Source organism: Agrobacterium sp. Azo12, from assembly GCF_029193765.2.
Classification (GTDB): Bacteria; Pseudomonadota; Alphaproteobacteria; order Rhizobiales; family Rhizobiaceae; genus Agrobacterium.
The window spans coordinates 2,736,133-2,762,536 of record NZ_JARFYO020000001.1; the positions used below are offsets into that span (position 1 = coordinate 2,736,133).

General features: G+C 55.3%; 22 protein-coding genes. 12 read left to right on the forward strand and 10 right to left on the reverse strand.

Annotation, left to right across the window (positions count from 1 at the left end; translation table 11 throughout):
* Window positions 1–114: 114 nt before the first annotated feature.
* The 3 genes from PYL13_RS13130 to PYL13_RS13140 all read right to left on the reverse strand — a co-directional run bounded on the left by PYL13_RS13130 (window position 115) and on the right by PYL13_RS13140 (window position 2,407).
* Entirely contained in the window at window positions 115–654 is a 540-nt protein-coding gene (locus PYL13_RS13130; RefSeq protein WP_192488501.1) for a lytic transglycosylase domain-containing protein, read from the reverse strand.
* Window positions 655–902: 248 nt separating this feature from the next.
* Window positions 903–1,670 (reverse strand): N-acetylmuramoyl-L-alanine amidase, encoded by a 768-nt coding sequence (locus PYL13_RS13135; RefSeq protein ID WP_250981886.1) that lies wholly within the window; start codon window positions 1,668–1,670, stop codon window positions 903–905.
* Window positions 1,667–2,407, reverse strand: a complete 741-nt coding sequence (locus PYL13_RS13140; RefSeq protein WP_250982385.1) for a J domain-containing protein — start codon at window positions 2,405–2,407, stop codon at window positions 1,667–1,669. The genes PYL13_RS13135 and PYL13_RS13140 overlap by 4 nt, the downstream gene beginning before the upstream one ends.
* A 341-nt stretch (window positions 2,408–2,748) precedes the next feature.
* Here PYL13_RS13140 and PYL13_RS13145 point away from each other — a divergent pair, with 341 nt between their 5' ends.
* The 7 genes from PYL13_RS13145 (at window position 2,749) to PYL13_RS13175 (ending at window position 10,416) form a co-directional block, all read left to right on the forward strand.
* Window positions 2,749–3,960: a pyrophosphate--fructose-6-phosphate 1-phosphotransferase gene (locus PYL13_RS13145; protein ID WP_275641631.1), complete on the forward strand. Its 1,212-nt coding sequence runs from the start codon at window positions 2,749–2,751 to the stop codon at window positions 3,958–3,960.
* A gap of 282 nt (window positions 3,961–4,242) precedes the next feature.
* Window positions 4,243–4,878, forward strand: coding sequence for a LysE family translocator (locus PYL13_RS13150; protein ID WP_250981887.1), 636 nt, complete (start codon window positions 4,243–4,245; stop codon window positions 4,876–4,878).
* 113 nt (window positions 4,879–4,991) lie between these two features.
* Window positions 4,992–6,041 (forward strand): lytic transglycosylase domain-containing protein, encoded by a 1,050-nt coding sequence (locus PYL13_RS13155; RefSeq protein WP_275641632.1) that lies wholly within the window; start codon window positions 4,992–4,994, stop codon window positions 6,039–6,041.
* Between the two features lie 77 nt (window positions 6,042–6,118).
* Entirely contained in the window at window positions 6,119–7,369 is a 1,251-nt protein-coding gene (locus PYL13_RS13160; RefSeq protein WP_275641633.1) for a DUF3419 family protein, read from the forward strand.
* Complete coding sequence (locus PYL13_RS13165) at window positions 7,366–8,049, forward strand: class I SAM-dependent methyltransferase (protein WP_275641634.1); 684 nt, start codon at window positions 7,366–7,368, stop codon at window positions 8,047–8,049. Before PYL13_RS13160 ends, PYL13_RS13165 begins: the two co-directional genes overlap by 4 nt.
* Before the next feature lie 215 nt (window positions 8,050–8,264).
* Complete coding sequence (locus PYL13_RS13170; protein WP_275641635.1) at window positions 8,265–9,050, forward strand: glycoside hydrolase family 25 protein; 786 nt, start codon at window positions 8,265–8,267, stop codon at window positions 9,048–9,050.
* Between the two features lie 139 nt (window positions 9,051–9,189).
* A complete protein-coding gene (locus PYL13_RS13175; protein ID WP_441296640.1) occupies window positions 9,190–10,416 on the forward strand; it encodes a lytic murein transglycosylase in 1,227 nt (408 codons plus the stop codon).
* A 500-nt stretch (window positions 10,417–10,916) separates the two neighbouring features.
* On the opposite strand, the gene metF is transcribed toward PYL13_RS13175, so the two are convergent.
* The 6 genes from metF to PYL13_RS13205 form a co-directional block, all read right to left on the reverse strand.
* Entirely contained in the window at window positions 10,917–11,810 is an 894-nt protein-coding gene (gene metF / locus PYL13_RS13180; RefSeq protein WP_192488494.1) for a methylenetetrahydrofolate reductase [NAD(P)H], read from the reverse strand.
* Window positions 11,811–11,812: 2 nt separating this feature from the next.
* Window positions 11,813–12,826, reverse strand: coding sequence for an ArsR/SmtB family transcription factor (locus PYL13_RS13185; protein ID WP_192488493.1), 1,014 nt, complete (start codon window positions 12,824–12,826; stop codon window positions 11,813–11,815).
* Between the two features lie 168 nt (window positions 12,827–12,994).
* On the reverse strand, window positions 12,995–13,630 hold the full coding sequence (gene catB, locus PYL13_RS13190; RefSeq protein ID WP_275641636.1) for a type B chloramphenicol O-acetyltransferase: 636 nt from the start codon (window positions 13,628–13,630) through the stop codon (window positions 12,995–12,997).
* A 324-nt stretch (window positions 13,631–13,954) separates the two neighbouring features.
* On the reverse strand, window positions 13,955–16,252 hold the full coding sequence (locus PYL13_RS13195; RefSeq protein ID WP_275641637.1) for a methyl-accepting chemotaxis protein: 2,298 nt from the start codon (window positions 16,250–16,252) through the stop codon (window positions 13,955–13,957).
* A 257-nt stretch (window positions 16,253–16,509) separates the two neighbouring features.
* Window positions 16,510–18,159, reverse strand: coding sequence for an energy-dependent translational throttle protein EttA (gene ettA, locus PYL13_RS13200; protein ID WP_192488491.1), 1,650 nt, complete (start codon window positions 18,157–18,159; stop codon window positions 16,510–16,512).
* 129 nt (window positions 18,160–18,288) lie between these two features.
* Window positions 18,289–20,097: a hypothetical protein gene (locus PYL13_RS13205; RefSeq protein WP_275641638.1), complete on the reverse strand. Its 1,809-nt coding sequence runs from the start codon at window positions 20,095–20,097 to the stop codon at window positions 18,289–18,291.
* A gap of 107 nt (window positions 20,098–20,204) precedes the next feature.
* On the opposite strand from PYL13_RS13205, the gene PYL13_RS13210 reads away from it, so the two are divergent.
* From PYL13_RS13210 to PYL13_RS13230, 5 genes are all read left to right on the forward strand, one after another.
* Window positions 20,205–21,128 carry an alpha/beta hydrolase gene (locus PYL13_RS13210; protein ID WP_275641639.1) on the forward strand — a complete coding sequence of 308 codons (924 nt, stop codon included), beginning with the start codon at window positions 20,205–20,207 and terminating at the stop codon, window positions 21,126–21,128.
* 115 nt (window positions 21,129–21,243) lie between these two features.
* On the forward strand, window positions 21,244–22,221 hold the full coding sequence (locus tag PYL13_RS13215) for a DMT family transporter (protein WP_275641640.1): 978 nt from the start codon (window positions 21,244–21,246) through the stop codon (window positions 22,219–22,221).
* A 16-nt stretch (window positions 22,222–22,237) separates the two neighbouring features.
* Complete coding sequence (locus tag PYL13_RS13220; RefSeq protein WP_275641641.1) at window positions 22,238–23,443, forward strand: CaiB/BaiF CoA transferase family protein; 1,206 nt, start codon at window positions 22,238–22,240, stop codon at window positions 23,441–23,443.
* Window positions 23,440–25,092, forward strand: a complete 1,653-nt coding sequence (locus PYL13_RS13225; protein WP_275641642.1) for a thiamine pyrophosphate-binding protein — start codon at window positions 23,440–23,442, stop codon at window positions 25,090–25,092. The genes PYL13_RS13220 and PYL13_RS13225 overlap by 4 nt, the downstream gene beginning before the upstream one ends.
* 67 nt (window positions 25,093–25,159) lie before the next feature.
* On the forward strand, window positions 25,160–25,924 hold the full coding sequence (locus PYL13_RS13230; RefSeq protein WP_275641643.1) for a HugZ family pyridoxamine 5'-phosphate oxidase: 765 nt from the start codon (window positions 25,160–25,162) through the stop codon (window positions 25,922–25,924).
* Between the two features lie 121 nt (window positions 25,925–26,045).
* Here PYL13_RS13230 and PYL13_RS13235 read toward each other — a convergent pair whose 3' ends face one another.
* Window positions 26,046–26,387, reverse strand: a complete 342-nt coding sequence (locus PYL13_RS13235; RefSeq protein ID WP_192488487.1) for a RidA family protein — start codon at window positions 26,385–26,387, stop codon at window positions 26,046–26,048.
* Between the last annotated feature and the right edge of the window lie 17 nt (window positions 26,388–26,404).

Genomic DNA, 26,404 nt, shown 5'->3' on the forward strand with positions numbered 1-26,404 from the left:
GAAACAGAGCTACCATGACCGGCAGTCCGCCTGTCAACACATGATGTGTACAAGACAGGTGAACTCAAACGGCAAGAACACAACCGTTTGATTGACACGAACGTGAAAGGACAATCAGCCTTCCAGAAGTGCCTGCACCTTACCACAGTAACGCTTGGAAACCGGGTTCATGCGTTTTGCGCCATGGCCTGCATTGTAACGCAAAATGGTGCCGCAGGTCTGGCCGCCGCCAAGCTGATGTGCCCGCGCAAGATATTCCATACCCCAGCGGATATTGGTCTCAGGGTCATAAAGGCCCTTTGCCGTACCGCGATAACCAAGCATACGCGCTGTTGCCGGCTTAATCTGCATCAGTCCAACTTCACCGGCACTGCCGCGGGCCTTTGGATTGAACTTGCTCTCGACGCTGACAACAGCATGAGCAAGACCAACAGGCACACCATATTTCTTGGCGTATTTGACGATGATCGGAGAGTAAGAATTGGTAAGAGCCGAAGGAACCGCCTTTTCCGGCATTGGATAACCGGGCTTACGGATCATGGTTTCAAGTGTAACGGTTTTGGTTTTCACCTTCTCATCACGGGCAAACGCAGATCCACCCTGTGCAACGAGCATGGCAATACATGCTGCACCGGCAACAACAACTCTTTTCATATTTAGAAAAATTCTCCAGACGTAAGACGGGAATGGCGCCACAGCGCAACAACTCACCTTGCGGAGTCCATCACGGATACTCCGGCTAAAAAAGTCTTACTTGTTGATATTCACGACAGTTGCTTAAATGAGCGTCCCACCGCAGTTCAATGGTGACGTTTAAACAGCCTATTAAGGATATACTGTGGCAACTCGGAAAAACTGATCTTCAAAGCCGCCAATTCAGGAACAAAACAACTGAAAAAAACTTAAACAGAGCGGTATTTTGGAAGTTCTGTTAAAAGCCTGTGCAGCGTGTCGATTGTCGAGAAATCGGCGATACCATCCACCCGCAGCGGACGAAAATGGCGCTGGAATGCAGCAACGACACCTTCTGTTTTTTCACAGAAAGACCCTGTAATTTCAACATTGTATCCGTAGAAGGACAGCATGGATTGCAGGGCCTCGACCGGTTGGCCAGCATCACCGCGCTGGAAAAAGCGTCCGCCAGTTACCGCACCCGGCTCCACCCAGTGCCCGACCCCGTTTTCATGCAGGACTTTCCAGGGGAAGTTTTCGCCTGGGTCAACCTTGCGAACCGGCGCGATATCAGAGTGCGCCAACACCCTTTCAGGCGCGATAGACCAGCGCTCGCCACAATCTCTGCACAATTCGAAAACCGCTTTGATCTGTTCGGCAGGAAATGCGGGCAAGCCGCCGGTGTGGCCAGGATTGGCAATTTCAATGCCGATGGAGCGTGAATTGATATCGGTGGCACCAGCCCAGAAACTTTTGCCGGCATGCCATGCACGGCGCGCCTCTGGCACAAGCTGCACCACACGCCCGTCTTCGTGGACAAAGTAGTGGCTGGAGACTTCGCTTTCCGGATTGCACAGCCATGACAGAGCACCATCTGCGCTTGGCATACCCGTGTAATGAAGAATGATCATATCAGGCGGACAGTTATCTACCCGCTCGCCATGGTTAGGCGAAGGTGCGACGGATGCACCCATGTAATCCGGTGTAAAAGCAGTCATGCAGCGCGGCGTTCTTTCTCAATCGCCGCATAAGCGGCATTGAGTGCAGCCATACGTTCATTGGCAGCGGCATGCAACTCCATCGGCACGCCACGGGCAATCAAACGGTCCGGATGGTGTTCTGCCACCAGACTGCGGTAACGCTTGCGGATCTCAGTAAATGCGTCAGAGCGCGAAACACCAAGTACCCGGTAAGGGTCACGACCATCGAGATGAACGTGGCGGGCCATGATCGTTTCGAAATGGTCTTCGGTAATGTGGAAGATTTCCGCGATACGGCCAAGGAATGCCAGTTCGCGCTCATGGATCAGACCATCCGCCTTGGCGATATGGAAAAGACCGTCGATGACGCTTTCCAGCATCTGGCAATTGTCCTGCCCCGACCCACAAAGGCCAGCCAGACGCTCGGCATATGCTTCATAACCGGCCACGTCCTGACGGGCGAGATTATAAAGACGGGCAACGTTTTGCGCTTCTTCTTCCGGAAAATCGAAAATCTGCCTGAAGGCGTTCACCTCGGCATCGTTGACGACACCATCAGCCTTGGCCATCTTGGCAGAGAGCGCGATGATCGCCACAGAAAATGATACTTTACGACGGGTTTCCGGGTCGCCCTCGAACAGCGTGCGGATGGCTTCCACCACGCGACCGAGCGTATTTCCCGCCACGTCGCCGATTGCACCGAGCAGCCGTTCCCACAGAGATGAAAGTTGCAGACAGGCGAAATCTATAATCATAATCCAGATTCACCAGATAATGCCCGAAAAATCAAGGTGTACGGCACTCTGCCAGTATTAAGTTTTATTCATCTTTGGTCGCGATGAAACTGATGATCGAAACTGGCACACACGCACAACCTGCCACGGGACGCAGCACAGACAAGGTTATCCACAGCCCGCCAAATGGCGCCACATCACCGTCATCAATTGAAACGATTATATTTACCCTTGGCCGCAATCGCCTCCAAAAACCGGGCGAAACACCCGTTTTTCTTGATAAATTCACTTTACAGCCGCTGCCTGCTGTCGCATCCATTTGCCCACAGACCAGATTTTCATGACCTAAAAGGAGTGCCGTTATGGCCAAACAGAAAGTCGCAATGCTGACCGCCGGTGGACTTGCTCCCTGCCTCTCTTCCGCTGTTGGCGGCCTGATTGGCAGATACACGGACATCGCACCGGAGCTCGACATCGTGGCCTACCGTTCCGGTTATCAGGGCGTTCTTCTGGGTGACCGTATCGAAATCAACAAGGACATGCGCGAAAAGGCACACCTGCTGCACCGTTATGGCGGCTCGCCAATCGGCAACAGCCGCGTCAAGCTGACCAATGCTGCCGACTGTGTGAAGCGCGGCCTCGTCAAGGAAGGCGAAAACCCGTTGCGCGTTGCGGCTGAGCGCCTGGCCAATGACGGCGTCACCATCCTCCACACCATTGGTGGAGATGACACCAACACCACCGCTGCCGATCTCGCAGCCTATCTTGGCGCCAACGGTTACAACCTTACTGTGGTTGGCCTTCCAAAGACGGTCGACAATGACGTCGTTCCAATCAAGCAGTCGCTTGGCGCATGGACAGCCGCCGAAGTCGGCGCAAACTTCTTTGACAATGTCAGCAACGAACAGAGTGCCGCACCTCGCACGCTGGTGATCCATGAAGTCATGGGCCGCCACTGCGGTTGGCTGACGGCCGCAACCGCCCGTTCCTACATTCAGAAAACCAGCGCCAATGAATATGTCGACGGTTTCATGATGAATGCCGCGATGAAGAACATCGACGGCCTTTTCCTGCCGGAAATGGCGTTCGACCTGGAGGCAGAATCTGAGCGTCTGCGCGCCATCATGGACAAATCAGGTTATGTCACGCTGTTCGTGTCGGAAGGTGCCGGCCTCGACGCCATCGTTGCCGAACGCGAAGCCGCTGGCGAAAGCGTCAAGCGCGACGCCTTTGGCCACGTCAAGATCGACACCATCAATGTCGGCGGCTGGTTCCAGAAGCAGTTTGCATCGCTGATCGGCGCGGAACGCTCGATGGTTCAGAAGTCTGGTTATTACGCCCGCTCGGCCCCGGCCAATCAGGATGACCTGCGCCTGATCCAGAGCATGGTCGATCTTGCTGTCGAAAGCGCGCTCAACAAGGTGTCCGGTGTTACCGGCCATGACGAGGAACAGGGTGGCAAGCTGCGCACCATCGAATTCCCACGCATCAAGGGTGGAAAGCACTTCGATATCTCGGCAAAATGGTTCACCGATGTGATGGATCACATCGGCCAGAAGGCTGTGTCAGCATGACGCATAAGGACGCAGTGCAACCTGCAGGTGCCCTAACCATTTGAATTTATGCATCGGCTTGTCAGGAAAATTTCTTTTTGATTGACGACCCGATGCTTTTTCAGGGTAAATTCCCTTGCAAGACGTCAGGAGCATGGCATCATGCTTCTGATCTTGCTAAATTAAAGCATGGCACACAAAACTGTGTAGCGGTTTTGAGATAAGAACATGCGATAAGAAAGACTTAAGGCGCGCCCGGCCTATCTGCTGATCCGTTGCGCTTTGGGAGGAAAGGGAGCCGAAATGATGAACGCCGAGCTATGGATCACATTTGCCGCAGCTTGCGCCATTTTGTTTTCACTTCCCTCGCCGCTTTCACACCGGGTAGCATCCTATCGTGCCATCAGAGGCAAAAAAACCATTTTCCCGGCCATTACAGGCGCATCGATTGGCATTGTAACCGCCATGACGGCCGCCGCGGTGCCGACGCTCGGTTTTGCCTATCTCTCCGCATCCCTGCTGGAAATCGTGCAATGGGCAGGCATCGGCTGGCTGTTGCTGTTCATGCTGTGGGTGTTTGCCAGCCCGGCTGTGCGGCTTGCCAAGGCCGACAATGACAACCTTCCTTTCAAGACAGCCAGCGGCGTTTTCACCGACTGTTATTGCCTGGCGCTGACACCACGTTTCATCGCTGTCTTTCTGGCCTTGTTGCCGCAGTTCGTGACAGCAGGTGCAGACAACATTACCTTGCTGGCAGAAATGCAGGCGCTGGCCCTTCTGATGTCGCTTGTTCTGGCCCTCGGACACGCTGTTTTTGCCGAAAAGAGCCTGTCACTTGCGCGGCAGATGAGCAACCAGAAACGCAAGCCTTATCAACGTCGTAGCTACTTCATCAGCGGTCGCGCCGTAACAGCAGGATACCGCCGCATTGCCGCCTGACGTTGCAGGCCTGCTTGCCGCCCGGTTCACAATAGGTTAATGGACGTCACATGTAGTGGCCTGCTTCGTTCGCGACGAGGGCGTCGAAAGACAGGCAAAACGAGAGCGGCAACATGACAAAACGCCTGAGTGCAAGCCGGAGAACGGCGCTCCTGATATCGACCACTTTTGGTATCGCAGCCACTTTGGCAGGTTGCACCAGCGTCGAAATTGCTTCCAAGCCGCAGCTTGAAACCACCCAGCCGACCTTGCAGGCGCAGGCAACGACAGCGCCTGCTGCAGATGGCACGGCACCGGCCGCCGCAACTGTAGTTGCAGGCACAGAAGTTGCTGCACAGGCCGCAGCGCCACCCGCGACAGCAAGCGTCGCCGTTGATGCTGCCGGCAAACTCGTTCTTCCACCAGCCGCAGCAATTGCCGCAGCTGCCGCCCAAGCGCCGACCGATGGCCAGGTAGAAGCACAAATGGTGGCGCAGGCAAACACTCCGGCAGCACAGCAGGCAACAACCGCACAGGCCACACCTGCTGCAGCCGCAAACACCGTTGCCACAGCAGGCAATACGGCCACTTTCACACAGGTCGCCGCCGTAAAGGGTTCGTTCCCAAGCAAACAATCCGAATCTGCAGCAATGCGCATTTCAATGGCCATGCAGCCGTTTGACGATGGCAAGGCCGCTCAGGCCGCCATTTCCGCGCAGACAGCTGTTCCCTCTCAAAAACCGCAGGGCGTGATGATGGCGTATGCCTCCGCCCCGCAGAACTCGGCCATCGCTGCCATCAACACCCGCGAAGGCATGGAAACTTCTCCTGTCGGACGCGAAAAGCTCAGCACGCTGATTTCCAAATACTCGCAGATGTATGATGTGCCGGAAGATCTGGTGCACCGTGTCGTACAACGCGAAAGCCGTTACGTTCCGTCTGCCTTCAACCGTGGACATTACGGCCTCATGCAGATCAAACACGCCACCGCCCGTTCCATGGGCTTTGATGGCCCTGCGTCCGGTCTGTTCGATGCAGAGACCAACCTGAAATATGCCGTCAAATATCTGCGCGGCGCATGGCTGGTGGCTGACAACGACCGTGACAATGCCGTACGTCTTTATGCACGTGGTTACTACTACGATGCCAAGCGTAAGGGCATGTTGCACGTCCTGCGCAAATAGGCGCTATCCACAGCACGTCATCAAACTGTAGCGTATCAGAGATAAACGCCTCTAACCCAATGTAGAGGTGGAATCATATGACGAGCGCCACACACAAAACCAGCTTTCGTAACAATGGAAAGCTGAAGAATGCCCTTCTCCAGCACAAGACACTTTCTACGGATGGCTTTTCCGAGCGTCTGTTCGGCGTGCTGTTTTCCGGTCTGGTTTACCCGCAAATATGGGAAGATCCGGAAGTCGACATGGAAGCCATGGAATTGCGGGACGGGCACCGCATTGTCACCATCGGTTCCGGTGGCTGCAATGTACTGGCATATCTCTCGCGTAATCCTGAAAGCATTGATGTCGTCGATCTCAATCCGCATCACATCGCCCTCAACAAGCTTAAGCTGACCGCTTTCCATCACCTGCCCGGCCACGGAGATGTTGTTCGCCAGTTCGGCCAGTCCAACATCCGCAGCAACAGTGAAGGCTATGACCGCTTCATCGCCCCTCACCTCGACCATCAGACCCGCGCTTATTGGTCGAAGCGCACGATGACCGGCCGTCGCCGCATTTCGGTGTTCAATCGCAATATCTACCGCACCGGCTTGCTCGGCCGCTTCATCGGCGCAGGTCACGTCATTGCCCGCCTGCACGGCGTCAAATTGACCGAGATGACCCACGCCCGCACCATGGATGAGCAGCGCCGCTTCTTTGATGAGAAGGTAGCACCGCTGTTTGACAAGCCAATGATCCGATGGCTCACCAAACGCAAAAGCTCGCTGTTTGGCCTTGGCATTCCGCCACGTCAGTATGACGAACTGGCAAGCCTCTCGGATGGCAACACCATTACCCCGGTTCTGCGTGCTCGCCTTGAAAAGCTGGCCTGCGACTTCCCCTTGAAGGATAATTACTTCGCCTGGCAGGCATTTGCTCGCCGGTATCCAGAGCCGCATGAAGGCGATCTGCCAGCCTACCTGAAGCCGGAATATTACGAAGCCATTCGTAACAACGCGCTCAAGGTTTCAGTACACCACGCAACCTTCACGGAGCTTTTGGCTGGCAAACAGGCCGCCAGCCTTGACCGCTACGTGCTCTTGGATGCGCAGGACTGGATGAACGACACACAGCTCAACGATCTGTGGAGCCAGATGACCCGCACCGCTGCCCAGGGCGCACGCGTCATCTTCCGTACCGCTGCGGAAAAAAGCGTCATCGAAGGCCGCCTGTCACCGGAAGTCCGCAACAATTGGGTCTATCTGGAAGAACGGTCGCACGAACTGAACCGCAAGGATCGTTCGGCAATTTACGGCGGCTTCCACATCTACGAAAAGACCACGGCATGAGTGGTCAAAGCAAAGGCTTTCAGTCCCTTGATAGCAATGACCATGCCGGCCTGATGGATGATATGTACCGCTACCAGCGGTACATTTACGACCTGACCCGCAAATATTACCTGCTGGGACGCGATGGCACCATTGCGGGGCTGAATATCCCAGCCGACGGCACCATGCTGGAAGTCGGTTGCGGCACAGGTCGCAATCTGCTGCTGACCCGCAAGACGTTTCCTGCCGCCCGTTTGTTCGGTCTGGATATTTCTGCACAAATGCTTGAAACAGCTGCCGCAAACTTCAGATCGGAATCGACAAAACCGGTTTTCAAAGTGGCCGATGCCACGGCCTTTGACGCTGCAGATTTCGAACAGGACGGCGGTTTCGACCGGATCATGATTTCCTATGCGCTGTCGATGATCCCCGACTGGCACGGCGCAATCGATGCGTCATTGTCTGCACTGGCACCGGACGGCAGCCTGCACATCATCGATTTCGGCCAGCAGGAAAAACTGCCATTGCTGTTCAGGCGCCTGTTGCGGGGGTGGCTTACCCGCTTCCATGTCACGCCGAGAGCTGATCTGCGACACGTTCTCGAGCAGCGCCTTGCACAGCATAACGCCACCTTGCGCTTTGAAACCATTGGCGGTGGCTACGCCTGGCGGGCGGTGATTACCAAAGTCCAGCAGGGATAAACGGCATAAACGCCCCCTCACATCCAGCATCATCCTCGGTTAAAAACCGGGGATGATGACATCTCGCTGCAAGCCTTGCTTAAATACCAAGCAAAACAGTGTTTTGCCCCTTGTCATAACCGGTTGTTTACCACGATATGCTGAATTAAGAATATCCGAACTGCTTCGAAACCGAGGTGGTGTGGGGTAATATTCCTTTTTTAGACGAGACAGACATGGGGCGACGGCTTTTACCGGTGGTTCTTACCACATTGATGCTGGTCAGTGGCTGCACTTCCGCCAGCTATGACCTGCTGGAAACGGCATCCGTTGCCAAACCACGTTTTCAGGACACCGATCCGCAGGACTTCGGCGTCAACAATCCGCACCGCCATGATATCCATGGCATCGATGTGTCCAAGTGGAACGGCGATGTCGATTGGCAGCAAGTGCGCAAGTCAGGCGTCTCCTTCGTCTTTATCAAGGCCACCGAAGGTTCCGACCGCATCGACCCGAAATTCAATGACCACTGGCGCCTCGCCGCGAAAGCGGACATTCTGCATGCACCCTACCATTTCTACTATTTCTGCTCGACGGCGGATGCGCAGGCCGACTGGTTCATCCAGAACGTGCCGAAGGAAGCCGTAACCCTGCCGCCGGTTCTTGATGTCGAGTGGAACCCGTCTTCCCCGACCTGCAAGACGCGCCCTGCCCCGATGGTCGTGCGCGCCGAGATGCAGCGTTTCCTCGACCGTCTCGAGAAACACTACGGCAAACGTCCGATCATCTACACCTCGGTGGACTTCCATCGTGACAATCTGGTTGGCCAGTTCAAGGACTACCATTTCTGGGTTCGCTCGGTGGCTGCTCATCCAGCCAAGATCTATGAGGATCGCCGCTGGGCGTTCTGGCAATATACCGCAACCGGCGTTGTGCCCGGCGTGACCGGACCGACGGATATCAACGTGTTCTCGGGCAGCGAAAAGAACTGGAAAAGCTGGGTTACAACCGCTAGCAAGTAATGCTGAAAGGCCTTCGTTAACGAAGCAGCCATCAAACCGGGTGTTCAGCCCGGTTTTGGGGTGTTTTTATACCAGGCCTCATGCTTTCGTCACAAAGCTTGTCGAAAGCAGGAAAACTTCATTACCAAGGAACCACACGATGTTCATGCCATCCGTCCGCAGCGCGGTTCTCGTCGCTGCCACCTGCCTTCTGAATTCCGGTACTGTTTTTGCGCAGGCGCAGACAACAACACAGGCACCCGCACAGGCCGCAGCTTGCGGCGGTGATCTTTCAGCCTTCCTGCAGGGTGTAAAAACAGACGCATTGGCAAAGGGCATCCCGGCTGACGCCATCGACAAGGCTCTGGCAGGCGCGGAGATTGACCCGAAGGTTCTGTCGAGAGACCGCGCCCAGGGCGTTTTCAAACAGACCTTCCTTGAGTTCTCGCAGCGCACCGTCAGCCAGGCTCGCCTTGATATTGGCCGCAAGAAGATCCAGCAGCTGTCCAGCACCTTCCAGCGCGCCGAGCAGGAATTTGGTGTTCCAGCTGGCGTCATCGCTGCCTTCTGGGCCATGGAAACCGATTTTGGTGCCGTTCAAGGTGATTTCAACACCCGCAACGCACTTGTGACCCTGTCGCATGACTGCCGCCGTCCGGAACTGTTCCGTCCGCAGCTGCTTGCCCTAATTGAGATGGTGCAGCATGGCGATCTCGACCCTGCCACCAACACCGGTGCATGGGCTGGCGAAATCGGCCAGGTCCAGATGCTACCTAAGGACATTATCGCCTTTGGTGTCGATGGTGACGGCGACAACCACATCAACGTCAAGACCAGCGCTGCCGACGCCATCCTGACTGCCGCGAAGTTCATCCAGAGCCTTGGCTTCCGCAAGGGCCAGCCATGGATTCAGGAAGTCAGTGTTCCAGAAAACCTGCCTTGGGAGAAATCCGGTCTCGGTGGTCCGTTGACGGCTGGCGAGTGGTTTGCGCTCGGCGTGACCCCGCGTGATGGCAACAAGAATTTCGCAAACCTGCCGGCCGCACTGGTGCTGCCACAGGGTCGCAAAGGCCCAACCTTCATCACCTACCCCAACTTCAATGTCTATCTGGAGTGGAACCAGTCCTTCATCTACACGACGTCTGCGGCCTATTTCGCCACACGTCTGATGGGCGCTCCTGTTTACAACAAGGGTAACCCCGATCAGGGCCTGGATGACGCGGCGATGCGCGAGCTGCAAACCAAGCTCGATAACATGACCCATGACGTTGGCAAGATCGACGGCATTCTCGGTTCAGGGACCCGTGTTGCCGTCCAGCGCGAGCAGAAGCGTCTTGGTATGGCAGCCGATGGTTGGCCTACCCGCGAGCTTCTCGACGCGCTTTAAGGCGAAACTGACGCATTTGGCACCGATTGAACCAAGCGGCCCCTGTTCGAATCTGGGGCCGCATTTACCATCCCGCTTAAGGATTATGTCCTAATCTCGACAAAACGACTGGGGATAAGCGGCCTGGATTTACTTTTTCTCAACAAAACAATTAATTTCTAATATTGAAATATTATTTGATTTTCAATGGATTGAGGAAATTCATTCCTAAAAACTGAACAAATGCACTGCGCTGCGGCATAAAATACGCTTTTCAAGCGACACAAAACGGTCATATTATCCTCCAGTCAACAGAAGGAGGCAGACCATGGGACTCACGAACTCTCTTAATGCCTTGGTAGTCGGTATGGCGTTTGTGTTCGTCGGAGCAATGCTTTTTATCTGACGAGGACTTCAAGGCTCGATCAAGCATCCAAAACAGTTGATGACTTAAAAAAATTTAAAAGCGCAGATTCGGGAGGATCTGCGCTTTTTCCATATTTGTAAGAATTTAAGTCGGTTCAGGCTGCCGAGCGTCTTTCACGCGACAGGCCAAGATTTTCCAAAACAGCATTGACCAGTGGCGCACGGTTCATGGTGTAAAGGTGAAATTCGCTGAAGCCGCGTCGCTGCAAATCCTCGATCTGCTCAGCGGCCACGTCGGCGGCCACCTTGGCACGGTCTGTCGGGTTGTCATCCAGACCTTCAAAGCGAGTATCCAGGAATGAAGGTACGCTTGTGCCGCAACGGCCAGCAAAACGCTTAAGCTGCGTCAGGTTCTGGATCGGCATGATGCCCGGCACTACGGGAATGGTGATGCCAGCAGCCGTTACACGCTCCATGTAACGCTCATAGACGTCGTTATCGAAAAAGAACTGCGTCAGGGCACGCGTTGCGCCATTGTCGAACTTGCGCTTCAGCATGTCGATGTCAGCCGCTTCGTCGGTGCTCTCAGGGTGTTTTTCCGGATAGGCGGACACAGAGATTTCGAAATCGCTGATCTCGCGCAGCCCCTTCACCAGTTCCGATGCATTGGCATAACCGTCCGGGTGCGGCTTATATGCCGTGCCGATACCGGTTGACGGATCACCACGCAGCGCCACGAAATGGCGTACACCGGCAGCACGAAATTCGTCCACAACCTTATGCACGTCCTCCCGGCTGGCATCAACGCAGGTCAGATGCGCTGCCGTATGCAGCTTGGCATCGCCGATCATCCGTCGCACAGCCTCAAGCGTCGGTGCCTTGGTCGTGCCACCAGCGCCATAGGTCACCGACACGAAGTCCGGGTTCCAGCGCGAAAGCTCGGCCACGGTTTCCCACAATTGTTTGTCCATTTCCGGCGATTTCGGCGGAAAGAACTCAAAGGACAGATGAATATGGCCATTGGCGCGATTTTGTTCTGTCGTGGCCATTGTCATGCCCTCCCCGAGGCAACAAACGGAGTGGATGCTGCTGCCTCGTTTGCAATCAGCAAACGTTGGTCCTTTGCAATCCAGATTGTAACATCCAGTGACTGGCTGCCGGCTTTGCCGGAGCGCAGATCAACCGCCTTAAGAAGCTCGAGTTCAGACTTCTTCAGCCAGTCCTCAAGCGTTTGGTGAGAAAATCCGAGCCGCACATGGGCATGGTCTTCCCGCAGATAATCAAATGAATGCGGTGCCAGATCGATGATGACCAGACGGCCACCGGGACGCAACAAACGCGCAGCTTCGGCAATGGCCCGGTCAGGCTCATCCAGGAAATGCAAAACCTGATGGATAACGATCAGATCGAAATCCTGACCTTCAAGCGGCAGGTTGAAAATATCGCCGTGCCGGACGGACGCATTGCTAATGCCCGACTTGTCGAGATTGGACCGCGCCACGGCAAGCATGTCACGGCTGGCATCCACGCCAATCGCACGGCGGTAGACACCGCTGAGCAACTGCAGGATACGGCCGGTGCCCGTGCCAAGATCCAGCATCGAGTCGATCGGCGTCGTACCAATCAGGCCAAGAAGTTGCTCTTCGATCAATTCGTCGCTGACATGCAGCTTGCGCAATTCGTCCCAGGCGGCCGCGTTGCGGCTGAAATAATCCTGCGCGCGCTCAGAGCGGACCCGCTTCACATCGGCTAGACGCTCGCTATCACGCAGTAAAACGGCATCATCCTTGGCAGTTGCGTCCAGCAACTGACGAACCAGCGAAGCGGCGTTTCCATCCTGTTTCAGACGGAAATAAGCCCATGCACCTTCCTGATAACGGTCGATTAGATCTTCTTCCGTCAAAAGCTTCAGATGTCGGGACACACGTGGTTGGGATTGACCGAGAATTTCGGTAAGATCGGTTACAGTCAGATCGCCAGCCGACAACAAAGCCAGCAGACGCAACCGCGTCGGCTCACCTGCCGCCTTCAACAAATCCACAAGATTGTTCAATTCAAACTGCACAACACGCCTCGCCAAGACCCAATCAAGACATAAAGATATCTTTATGTGATTTGATAAGCGGTTGCAAGCGATAATCCCAAAACTGTTAACGCATTTTGTCAGGTCACGACAGGTCCCAAGGCGGCCGTTTGCGCGACGCTCCGGCCGCCCTGAGGTGAGCAATCAAGGTCAAACGACGTTGATTCCCGCCTGCCAATGCTCATAAAGCGTTTCGATGTCGCCACTGGTCAGCAAAGGCATCACCTGATGCAATTGTTCATCGGGCCAGTTCCACCACTGCATTTCCAGCAACATAGCAATCAGACGCTCATCGAAACGCAGACGAATGTTACGGGCTGGATTACCGCCGACGATTGCGTAAGGCTCGACATCACGGGTTACCAGCGCGCGTGTACCGATCACCGCACCATCCCCGACTTTGACACCCGGCATGATAACGGCCTCGGAACCGATCCACACATCATTGCCGATGACGGTATCACCGGCCGGTTTGTAACCGTTCTGCGCGCCTACGAATGCCGGCACCTCCGACATCCAGTAGAATGGAAAGGTGCTGATCCAGTCGTTTCTGTGACCCTGATTACCAGCCATGATAAAGGAAGCACCTGATCCAATTGAGCAGAAGTTACCAATGATCAGCCTGTCGGCACCTTCATCCGGCAGAAGATACCGGGCACAATCATCGAAACTGTGACCGTGATAATAACCGGAATAATAGCTGTAGCGACCAACAACGATGTTGGGGTTGGTTATCTGCTTGTCGAGCGTAATGCCCCTGAAAGGGCTTTCAAAATAGTTCTGCATTGAAGTTCTCTCTGCATGTGTTTCGCCGCGGCGCACTTGCAGGCACACGGCATCCTTGCGAAAGACCAGAGGTCTTGTCGCCACAGCCCCTCACGTCAGATGCGCGGGAGCACTATGCAGATGGTACACGGTGCAGATTTCATAGGATGCTTTTAGCCTGTTTCCCGTCTGGAGGAAACCCGGTGTGCGGCACTCAAGACCAAGGCCGTAACTAAACGATAAAACAGAGTGCAATTTGATCGCGGCCGCAAAAGGCTTCCCCTTATGCGGCCGCTTGTATCGAAGTCAGGCTGAAGGTCAGCCCTCTGCCATTGGCCTATGAGATCAGAACTCGGTCCAATCCTCGGCAACGGCCGCATTGCCATGCGCACCCGCAGCAGAACGGCGAACCGGCGCCTGTCGTGAAGCCGTCGGCACAGGTGCTGCCACACGACGCATGACATCCGCCGCCGCCTGCAACTGCCCAACCTGCTGGCCAAGCTGGAACTGCGACAGCAGTGAGTTCAGATTGACGCTTTCTTGCGCAAGCGCTGCACCAGCCGCATTCATCTCCTCCACCATCGCCGCATTCTGCTGCGTCGACTGATCCATGTGATTGACGGCCGTATTGACCTGCGCCAGTCCAGCGGACTGTTCATGTGCTGCGGTCGCAATGGCTTCCATATGGACATTGATCGACTGAACCAGACCGGCAATTTCAGCCAGACCTGTACCGGTATCGTTGACGAGGCGCACACCTTCGCTAACGGCAATTTCAGAATTACCGATCAGTGATTTGATTTCCTTGGCGGCGTTGGCAGAACGCTGCGCCAGTTCACGCACCTCCTGTGCAACGACAGCAAAGCCTTTGCCTGCCTCACCCGCACGGGCGGCCTCGACACCGGCATTCAGGGCCAGCAGATTGGTCTGGAAGGCGATCTCATCGATAACACCGATGATCTGGCTGATCTGCTTGGAGGAGTTTTCAATCTTCTCCATGGCAGAAACGGCGTTGCGCACGACATTGCCGGAGTTATCGGCACGATTACGGGCGTTACGCACCACATCACGCGCCTCGCCTGCCCGTCTGGATGTTGAAGTCACATTGGCGGTGATCTGTTCCAGCGCTGCAGCGGTTTCCTCAAGTGACGCGGCCTGCTGCTCGGTACGACGTGAGAGATCATCAGACGCAGACGAAACCTCCTTCGATCCACCAGTCACCGTGGATACGGAATGACCAACACTTGCAAGCGTCTCACGCAACTGACGAACCGAACTGTTGAAGTCCTGCCGCAATGCTTCAAACTGCGAGGACAGTGGTTCGTGCAACTCGCACAGCAGATCACCAGCGGCCAGACGTTTCATGCTGCTGGCAAAGGTGCTTGTGGCCTCAACCAGCCGCGCCTCTGCTTCTGCCTCCGCAACCCGTTGCATTTCCAGCCGCTCGCGCGCTGCGCGGCCTCTTGCCTCTTCCTCTGCCGCTTCCAGTTCACGATTACGAATAGCGGCCTGACGGAACACCTCAACGGCCTGTTCCATGTCGCCGATTTCGTCCTTGCGGCCGGTGGCGACATCATTGTTGTCGATATCGCCATGCGCCAAGCGCCCCATGATCTGAACCATGCGTGCAATGGGCCGCACAACCGTCATCGCCATCAGGCCGGAAAACACCACCATGATGAGGCCGCCGATAAGGCAAAGCACGGCAATCACAACAAGATTGCTGAAAGCACCCTCGGCATGCGCCTGCGCCAATGCCGCGATGCGCTGCAAATCCTCATTTTCGATCTGTTTGAGCGTTTCAATACGTTTGGTGGAAACAGTGAACCATTTGCCGCTGTCGAGATTGCCCAGCTCGGCATTTTCGCCATTGGCAAGAATAAGCGTGCGGATCGCGACAACGTCTTGGGAAACGTCGGCAATCATCGCCTGATATTTGCTGCGCTGGTTTTCATCCAGAACCGACAGCGAAGAATTGAGGAGCGCGGTCTGACCGCCGGCCATGGCTGCAAACTCTGCGAAGCGGCTTGGGTCCACTCGTTTTGCTGTAATAAAACCATTGCCAATTGCACGTTCCTGACCGGCAATTTCCTTGGCCTCCATCAGTTGCACGTAACCAGACATCTGCTGGGCAATGCCAGCGTCTTGCGCAGTAGCGGCGATATTGCCGGAAAGACCGACAATCTTGCCCACGGCCCCGGTATAGAAGCTGAACGATTGGGCACCGGTTGCAGACAGGCTGTCGACCGACCGGCGCAGCGTGGCAATTTCTCCAATGCTGCTGCTGATTGATTGCTTGGGACCGGCCAGATCAAAATCAACCGCTTTCGCCAGTTCCTGCGACACCGTCTGGAACTCTCCGACCGCTGCATCGGTCTGCGAACGGGCGCTAGCAAGCTGGGACGCATTCTGATTGCCCTTTGAACCGATAAAACCCGCTGTCAGGCCACGCTCCACTTGTAGGGCGTGCACCATATCGCTCAGCTTTTTCAGCTGTTCACTGGCGACCGTGATCTGCTGCATGTCATTATATATGACCAAGCGATCTGATATCTGGGCATAGGCAAGATAACCGGCAGCAAGCATGGGCAAGGTGACTGCGGTCCACAGCCGCTTGCTGATTGAAATATCGACCAATCTCATGAGACACTCCTGAAGCATGGCCTCATGCCATCTAAAATTGTGCCGATCATGCACTAGAAAAATCTACGGAAACCACCTTAAGAAAAACTGAAAGTAAAAGTCAAAACAATGGCTTAAAATGACGATCATCAAGCTGCACACAAATGTCGCAGGTCAGATTTTCTTTATAATTCGGCAAGGTTTGCCGCACAAAATAAAAGCCTCTGCACACATAGCGTGCAGAGGCTTCATGAAATCGTCCGTTATCTGGACAGGTCCTAGCGTGTCAGGCGCTTGTAGGCCTGGCTGCCCGGATTGAGGGCGTCAGGACCAAGGCGACGAACCTTGTCTTCTTCGTAGTCTTCGAAGTTGCCTTCGAACCATTCGACATGACCGTCACCCTCGAAAGCGAGGATGTGTGTCGCCAGACGGTCAAGGAACATGCGATCGTGGCTGATGATGATGGCGCAGCCTGCGAAGGCTTCGAGCGCGCTTTCCAGCGCACCGAGTGTTTCCGTATCAAGGTCGTTGGTCGGTTCGTCGAGCAACAGCACGTTGCCGCCAGCCTTCAGCATCTTTGCAAGGTGAACGCGGTTACGCTGACCACCCGAGAGATTGCCAACCTTCTGCTGCTGATCGCCGCCCTTGAAGTTGAACGCGCCGCAATAGGCTCTGGAGTTCATGTCGAACTTGCCAAGCTTGATCACTTCGGCACCGCCGGAAATTTCTTCCCAAACGGTCTTGTTGCCATCCAGCGCATCGCGGCTCTGGTCAACATAACCAAGGTGAACCGTTTCACCGACGCGGATCGAACCGGCATCCGGCTTTTCCTGGCCGGTGATCATCTTGAACAGCGTCGACTTACCGGCACCGTTCGGGCCGATGATACCAACGATACCACCCGGTGGCAGCTTGATCGACAGGTCGTTGATCAGCGTGCGGCCTTCAAAGCCCTTGTTGATGCCTTCCAGCTCGATAACGACCTGGCCAAGACGCTCGGAGACAGGAATGATGATCTGCGCGTCGCCTGGACGGATGTTTTCAGCGGCATCCACCAGCTGTTCGTAAGCCTTGATACGGGCCTTCGACTTGGCCTGACGGGCTTTCGGGCTGGATGCAATCCACTCCTGTTCGCGCGACAGTGCCTTCTGGCGGCCAGCTTCTTCGCGGGATTCTTGCTGCATGCGCTTTGCTTTGGCCTGCAGGTAGGCAGAGTAGTTGCCTTCGTAAGGAATGCCACGACCACGGTCGAGTTCGAGAATCCAGCCGGTGACGTTGTCAAGGAAGTAGCGATCGTGGGTGATCATCATAACGGCGCCCGGATAGTCACGCAGGTGCTTTTCGAGCCATGCAATGGTTTCGGCGTCAAGATGGTTGGTCGGTTCGTCGAGCAACAGCAGGTCAGGCTGCGACAGCAGCAGACGGCACAGCGCGATACGACGGCGCTCACCACCCGACAGCGTTTCAACATTGGCGTCCTTTGGCGGGCAGCGCAGTGCTTCCATCGCCATTTCGACCTGCTGTTCCAGATCCCACAGGTTCTGGCTGTCGATGATGTCCTGAAGCTTGGCACCCTCATCCGCAGTTTCGTCGGAGTAATTCATCATCAATTCGTTGTAACGATCGATAACGGCCTTCTTATCGGCAACGCCTTCCATGACGTTTTCAAAAGCGGTCTTGGCAGGATCAAGCTTTGGTTCCTGCTCCAGGTAACCAACGGTCGCGCCTTCGGCGAGCCAGGCTTCACCGGTAAATTCCTTGTCCTGACCGGCAATGATGCGCAGCACGGTAGATTTACCGGCACCGTTTGGACCGAGAATACCAATCTTGGCATCCGGGTAGAACGACAGGTTAACGTTTTCGAGGATCTTCTTCGCCCCGTAGGACTTGTTAAGACCAGACATATGATAAATGAACTGACGTGCCATTAAAGGAATGCTCCGCGCCATGAAATGAGGTTTGCCGCTATGTAGGCGAAATGACCGTGTGGGGCAATGTCGAAACGGGAATTATCCTACGTCGCAAATGCAAACGACATACAACGCCCCGTCAAAATCCTATCGTAAGCGGCTGTGATCGATGCGGAAAACCTGCAAGTCGGACGCGTTGTCTGTGATAATTCTTTCCAGCCCTGGCCAGTCTTGGCCTGTTGCCAGCGCCGTGTAAAGCACAGCGTCCTTGTCGCTCAGCTCAAATCCCAGGCGGCATACGACAACATAGTCAAAAGGTGCAAGCGCCTGTTTTCTGGCTTCCACGTCATTGGAGAGAAATGCCGTAAAGACCCGACGCATACCGGGTGCTGTGCGATGAAACGGCGCCGATGCAATCGAAAAACCATCCGGCATGCTTGCTGCGAGTGGCATCGCCAATCCTTGCGGCGAGATGATACGGCCCGGCGAAAGCGTTGCCAAGACTGACATATCCTGCCCTTGGCACTGGTCATATTGCATTAAATCAGTGGGATGAAAGGCAAATTCGCCTTTGGAGAACATCAGAAGCGATCCTGCAAAAACAAGCACGCTTGCAGCAGAACTAAACACCGCTGGCAGGATGGAGGCGCTGTCTGCTCTCGCCTGCCGCCACCAGTGGACGGAGAAGAAAAGGAAAAACGGGATAAATAACAGCGCGAATTTCAAATAACGAGCCATCAACAACGCCAGAATAAGCGCACACGCCATGACCGCGTAGAGGATCAGATATTTGGTATTCTGCTGAAAGCCTTTCCTGATGACAGGAATAAGTGCAAAAAACACAAGTCCGGTTACCGCGCCAAGAAGAGGCACGACACCACTCGTATCGACACTATAAAGCTGCAGGAAGTTCTTCTCCTGCAAAAGGCGATCAAACCAAAGCGCGTGCTCCAGCGGCCCCAACATCCCATATGGACCTTGCAGGCATTGCGGAAACAAACAGGCCGTAACAGCAACGATAATCAGCAGCGGGACAATGAAAGCCGCCGCCTTGATAGACTGCTGCGCAGCACGCGGCGTAAAATAGAGGCTGCCACATATACTCAGCGGCACCAAAATCATCGGCAATATATAAGGTGCCGAAAACGCATCGCACTGAACCGACCGTATCGAGGCAGGTCCAAGAAACGCAAATGCACAAACAATGGTGGCAATAAACATTGCCATACAGGCACCAAGCAGCACCCGCCTGCTCTCTTTAGTACCGACAAGATAGGAAAGTATAAGACCCGCCCAGACGACCACGACAAGCGGCAAGACTTCAAGGCCTGTTACCAGAGATATGGCGGCGCCGGAACCGATCAGCACACCACCATTGAAGCTCCACAACATCAACCCGCAAGCAAGCATCATCATTGCCAGGATCTGCACATTATGATGATCGATGCGACCTGGCGAAAATTCCTGCACTACGCTTGCCAGAAAGCACACCATGCAAACAATCAGAATGATCTGCATGCGCGTAGAAAATGTTTCGAGCGGCACCATGCGCGTCAAAAGCAACGCCGCCAGAAAACTGAAGGGCACAAGCAGAAGAAGTGGAACGATGAAGAGCGCAATATTCAAGGCCACTTCAGGTGCGAAAAGCATTTCCGCACTTGCAGTTACAATGACATATGGCAAGTCAACCAGCCGCGACCACGGCGAGAAATACGGTTCCGGCATGGCGATGAACGGCAACTGAAAATCAAACCATTGCCCTTTGGGCGACAGCAAATGACGGATTTGCAGTTCTCGCATCCGGTCGTCAACATCACTCACCTGAGCAACACCTTCGGTCATGCTCAGGAAGATCAGGATCATGGCGACGGTATAAATCAGCAAGGATACGTGGAAGATGGGTAATTGACCGCTTTTCTGTAACGGTTTCATTGTATTGGCTGAAATGGATATCATAACCAAACCCTGCAAGATCAACCTCACATCCGTAAAGGATGAAGCATTGATTTTGCAATACCTAAAGTTGCAAAAGCACTAAGATGCTCTGAACGAAAGGGCAAACCATGTTCTCACAGATCAACCGCCTTGAGAGTCCGTCTGGCGCCTCTGTTGCCTATCGCCACATGCCCGCTGAAAACGAGGCGCGCGGCGTGCTGATGATCTGCCACGGCCTTGTTGAACATGCCGGTCGTTATGCCCGCTTTGCCGATGTAATGGCAAAACAGGGTTTTGAAGTTTACGCCCATGACCACCGAGGCCACGGGCGGACAAAAGCCGATGACGCGCCGCTTGGCCGTTTTGCGTGGAAAGATGGCGTCGACAAGGCGATCAAGGATGTGATGGCTGTGCGCAATCTGGTTGGCGAGCGTCATCCCGGCCTGCCGGTTGTCCTGTTTGGACATTCAATGGGTGGACTTGTCGCACTGAACACCGCCGTCAGCCATCCGCAATCCTTTGCTGCCCTGTCCATATGGAACTCCAACTTTAACCCCGGTCTTTCGGGCCGTGCCGCCCAGGTGGTGCTTCGCATCGAGAAATGGCTGAAGGGTTCGGATGTGCCGAGCGGTATTCTGCCTAAGGCAACGTTTCGGACATGGAATGCCCGTATGCCGGAAAAGCGCACCACAGCCGACTGGCTGAGCCACGACAAGGCTGCTGTCGACGCCTATGTCGAAGATCCGCTCTGCAGTTTCGAGGCAAGTGTCTCTCTCTGGCAGGACGTGTTTGAAATGTCGTATCGTGGCCCAAAACTGATCAGCCGATTACCAAAAGACATGCCTATCCTGCTGGTCAGCGGAGACGAGGATGCCGCCACCAATGACGGCAAGGAAATTGTCTGGCTTGCCGGTCAGTTCCGAAATGCCGGCTTCACTGACATCAAGGACATTATTTACAAGGGCATGCGCCACGAAACATTGAATGAAAAAGGCTGGGAAGTGCCCGCAGCCGATTTCGCGGCATGGTGCACAAAGGTCGACGAGGACTGACCGCTCCTGTGCCGAAACGGAATATCATCATGAGATAATATCGAATGCGTTCCCTCAAAAAGGGTGTTCTATAGTCAGGACACCGTTGCGCATTCGCACGTTGAAAGAAACACAAATGACATCGAAAATGGCCCGCGGAAAAACAGCAACTCAAGCGACAGCTCTGGCATCCGGCAGTGTATCCACCGGGCTGTTCATGATGTTTGCCGCCGTGATGATTTCCCCGATCATCGACATTTTCGCCAAGCTGGCCATCACCACCGTTCCAGCGATTGAAATCAGCGCGGCGCGTTTCCTGATCCAATCGCTTGCAGCCGTGCCGTTTCTCATCATGCGACCGCATCTGTTTTCGATGTCCTGGCGCTCAACCGGCTTTCACATCGTTCGTGGTGGCATCCTCGCCCTGTCGATGATCAGTTTCGTTGCGACGCTGGAATTCATGGAAGTGGCAGATGCAATTGCCATCTTTTTCGTTGAGCCAATCATTCTGACCATTCTCAGCAGCATCATCCTGAAGGAAGCCATTGGCTGGCGGCGTTACACCGCCTGCGCCGTCGGCTTTTTCGGCGCGCTGCTGGTCATTCAGCCCAGTTTTGCCGAAGTCGGTTACGTTGCGCTTCTGCCGGTTCTTTCGGCATTCTGCATTGCCATTTTCGCCATTCTGACCCGCATCGGTTCGCAGAAGGAAGATCCGTGGAGCATGCAGCTTCAATCCGGCATGTGGGGTTTCCTGTTCTGCGCCCTTCCAATGTTGTTCAGTGACATGCTTGGCATGCCCGGGATTGCCTTTACCTCGGCCGACACCACAATCCTGCTTTATCTCTTGGGTGTTGGTGTTTCAGCCACTCTATCAGGCATTCTCGGCGTTTACGCCTATCGCGCAGCTCCGGCCTCGATGCTGGCGCCGCTGCAATATCTGGAAATCGTTTCTGCGACGATCTTCGGCTGGCTGGTGTTCAACCACTTCCCGGATGCCATTAAATGGCTTGGCATCGCCATCATCGTAGCGTCGGGCCTCTACATCATCTGGCGGGAACGCCGCTTTGCCTCAAAGCCAGTCTCCAATGTCGAGACCACACCGCTGACCCCATGAGATAATGACCCTAGACATGACCCAGCAGACACATGACAGACAGCCGCCGCTTAAAGGCATCCGCGTTATCGAACTGGCCCGCGTTCTGGCGGGGCCATGGGCGGGACAGATGCTGGCGGATATGGGCGCCGATGTCATCAAGATCGAAAACCCCGATGGTGGTGATGATACCCGCGCATGGGGACCACCCTTCGTGGAAAGTGTTGATGGCGACAATCTCTCGGCCGCCTATTATCATGCCACCAACCGCGGCAAACGGTCGATAACCGCTGATCTGCGTACCGTCGAAGGCTGCGATCTCGTTCGCCGTCTGATCGCAACCGCAGATGTGGTCATCGAAAATTTCAAGCGTGGCGGGCTTGTCAAATATGGGCTGGACTATCAAAGCCTGAAAGCGCTTAATCCGAAGCTGATCTATTGCTCAATTACCGGTTTCGGCCAAACTGGCCCCTATGCGGATTTCGCCGGTTACGATTACATCGTGCAGGGCATGTCAGGTTTCATGTCAATCACCGGTGAACCGGATGGCCAGCCTATGAAGGCGGGCGTTGCCGTTGCCGACATCTTCACCGGCATCTATTCGGTGACCGCCATTCAGGCAGCCCTCATCCACGCGATGCGCACCGGACAGGGCCAGCATATCGACATGGCCCTGCTGGATGTGCAGTCGGCCGTGCTGGCCAACCAGAACATGAACTATCTCATTTCTGGCAAGCCTCCGGTGCGTCTTGGTAATGCCCATCCCAACATATCCCCTTACGAGGTGGTACCAACAGCCGATGGTTTCCTTATTCTGGCCGTCGGCAATGATGGCCAGTTCAGCCGCCTGTGCAAAATTCTTGGGCTTGCCGACATCGCCACAGACGAGCGTTACGCCACCAACAAGGCGCGCGTCGCCCACAAGGCAGATGTCCGCCGCATCATCTCCACCGAAACCTTGAAGTGGCAAAAGCGCGATCTGCTGACTGCCTGCGAGAGCAATGCCGTGCCAGCCGGCCCGATCAACTCGATCGAGGAAATGTTTGCCGACCCGCAGGTAGAGGCGCGCGGCTTGCGGGTTGATCTGCAGGCTGCAGACGGCACCACTATTCCCGGTGTCCGCACCCCCATCGTGCTGTCCGAAACACCATTGCAATACGAACGCCCCAGCCCGCGTCTCGGCGAACATCAGTCTGATGTGCTGGCTGAACTGGAAGAGATCGAAAGGAACATGACGCCATGAAAAGAACCGGCGGACAATTGATTGTCGAGGCACTGAAGGCCAATGGCGTAACACGCGTTTCCTGCGTTCCCGGCGAAAGCTATCTCGCTGTTCTCGATGCGCTCTATGAAAGCGGCATTGAGACCATTGTCTGCCGTCAGGAAGGTGGCGCAGCAATGATGGCCGACACCTGGGGTCGTCTGACGGGCCAACCCGGCATCTGCATGGTAACCCGTGGCCCCGGTGCCACCAACGCGTCAGCCGGCCTGCATATCGCCATTCAGGATTCCATTCCGATGATCCTGTTCATCGGCCAGGTGCAGCGCGATGCGCGTGAACGTGAAGCCTTTCAGGAAGTCGAATATCGTCGCGCTTTTACCGAATTCGCCAAATGGGTGGGCGAGATCGATGATGTCAGGCGCATTCCCGAATTTGTAAGCCGCGCCTTTGCCATTGCCACCTCCGGCCGTCCCGGCCCTGTTGTGCTAACACTGCCCGAGGATGTGCTGGTTGAGGAATTCGACGCACCGCAGGCGAAGCCATCGACCTCGGTCGAGGCCCATCCGGGTGCAGCACAGATTGCTGACTTTGCCGCGATGCTGAAGGCAGCCAAACGTCCTCTGGTCATTCTTGGTGGCACCCGTTGGACGGAAGAAAGCGTGGCACAGTTCCAGGCTTTTGCTGACAAGTTCAAACTGCCGGTCGGCTGCTCTTTCCGCCGCCAGATGCTGTTTGATCATCTGCACCCATCTTACGCCGGCGACATCGGCATTGGCGTTAATCCAGCACTCGGCAAGGAGGTCAAGGAAGCCGACCTCATCGTGCTGCTCGGTGGACGTTTCTCCGAAATGCCGTCCTCCGGCTACACGCTGCTTGATATCCCGTATCCTGCGCAGAAGCTGGTGCATGTCTATCCGGACCCGGATGAACTCGGTCGCGTCTACCGCCCGGATCTGGCCATCTGCGCCAGCCCGAAGGACTTTGTAGCAGCCCTTGCAACGCTTGAGGCACCTGCTCATCCCGTCTGGGAACAGCGCACCGTTGCCATGCATGCGACCTATCTCAAGTGGTCGACCCCACCTAAGACAGGCCCCGGTTCGGTCCACATGGGACCCATCATGGAATGGATTGAGGAAAACACCCCGAAGGATGCCATTTTCACCAATGGCGCTGGCAACTACGCCACATGGCTTCACCGTTTCCATCGCTTCCAGCGCTTCAACACCCAGTCTGCGCCAACATCCGGCTCGATGGGTTACGGTCTGCCGGCTGCCGTTGCCGCCAAACATCTTTTCCCGGGGCGCGAGGTCATCTGCTTTGCCGGTGATGGTTGTTTCATGATGCATGGCCAGGAATTCATCACGGCCGTGCGTTACGGCCTGCCCATCATCACGCTGCTGGTCAACAATGGCACCTATGGCACCATCCGCATGCATCAGGAGCGGGAATATCCCGGGCGCGTCAGCGGCACGGATCTCGTCAATCCCGATTTCGTGGCTTTTGCCAAGGCCTATGGCGGTCACGGTGAACTTGTCGAAACCACCGATCAGTTTGCACCGGCGTTCGAGCGCGCACGCGCCAGCGGCAAACCGGCAATCATCGAAATCAAGCTGGATGCGGAAGCCATCACGCCGACCCGCACACTGACGCAAATTCGCGAAAAAACCTGATACTTGGCATGGACAGGTTTCCGGAATGGTGCAATTCCTGCGGTCAAATAAACCAACAGGAAGCGCCATGCCGGAAGCACAGTCCCCAGTGATTACCCCAAGAGGAATGAAGATCGAGCCCAGCGCCGGCGCTCCATTTGAAGCGGTGCGAGTTTCTAAAACCGTTCTTCATACCTGCCGGTTTGCGGCGCTGGCGACCATCGATCCCGTCAGCGGTTATCCCTACACCACCGTCACCAATATCGCGATTGAGCATGACGGCACGCCATTCTTTTTTGCAGCCCGTCTGACACTTCACGCCCGCAACATCGAAGCCGATAACCGCATTTCCCTGACGCTTGCCCCGTTTGGCAAAGGTGATGCGCTGACGGAACCTCGCCTGACACTGGTCGGTCGTGCCGTCTTGATCCAGGCAGATGAATTTGAAACGGCAAAAGCCGCCTATCTCGCCCGTTACCCGAAATCCAAGCTCTATCTGTCACTTCCCGACACGTTGCTGTTCCGGCTGCAGGTTGAGGGCGTACAGATCAATGGCGGGCCAGCACGCAATGCCAGTAACATTACACCTGTAGACCTGCGGACCGACCTCTCCGGGACCGACGCGCTGATGGCTGGCGCTGCCGACGAGATCAAACGCCTCAACGCCATCAAGGGTGAGGCCACTCGGCTGGCGTCGCTCGCCGGCAAAAAAGCCGGCACCTGGAAAATCACTTCGATTGATCCTGAAGGTATCAGCCTTGCGGCCTCGTCCGATCTGGCGCGGCTGTGGTTTGCGGACCGTGTCGAAACATTGAATCAACTTGCAAAGGCGTTGAATCAGGATTCGAAGTAACAGCGACAAGGGATTCACAAACAATGACAATCCCTGAGCGCGCCCTCGACAACCTCATAAAAAAAGGCCGGTCAGCATGACACTGACCGGCCTTTTCTGTTTGTTCGTTGCGATCAGCGACTTAGAGCGCTGCCGTCACGATGAACTCAACCTTGTAGTCAGGCGTTGCCAGAGCAGCTTCGCTGGTGGCGCGTGCTGGCGGGTTTGCCGGGTCAATCCAGCCTTCCCAGACAGCATTCATTTCACCGAAGGTCGACATGTCGGAGAGGTAGATGATGGTCTGAAGGATCTTGGATTTGTCAGAACCGGCAGCAGCCAGCAGACGATCAACTTCAGCCAGTGCAGACTTGCTCTGCTCGGCAACCGACGAACCTTCACCAACCTGACCAGCCAGATAAACAGTGTTGCCGTGAACGACTGCACCGCTCATACGCTTGCCGGGTTCGATACGCTTGATGCTCATGAAAATGCTCCTGTTAT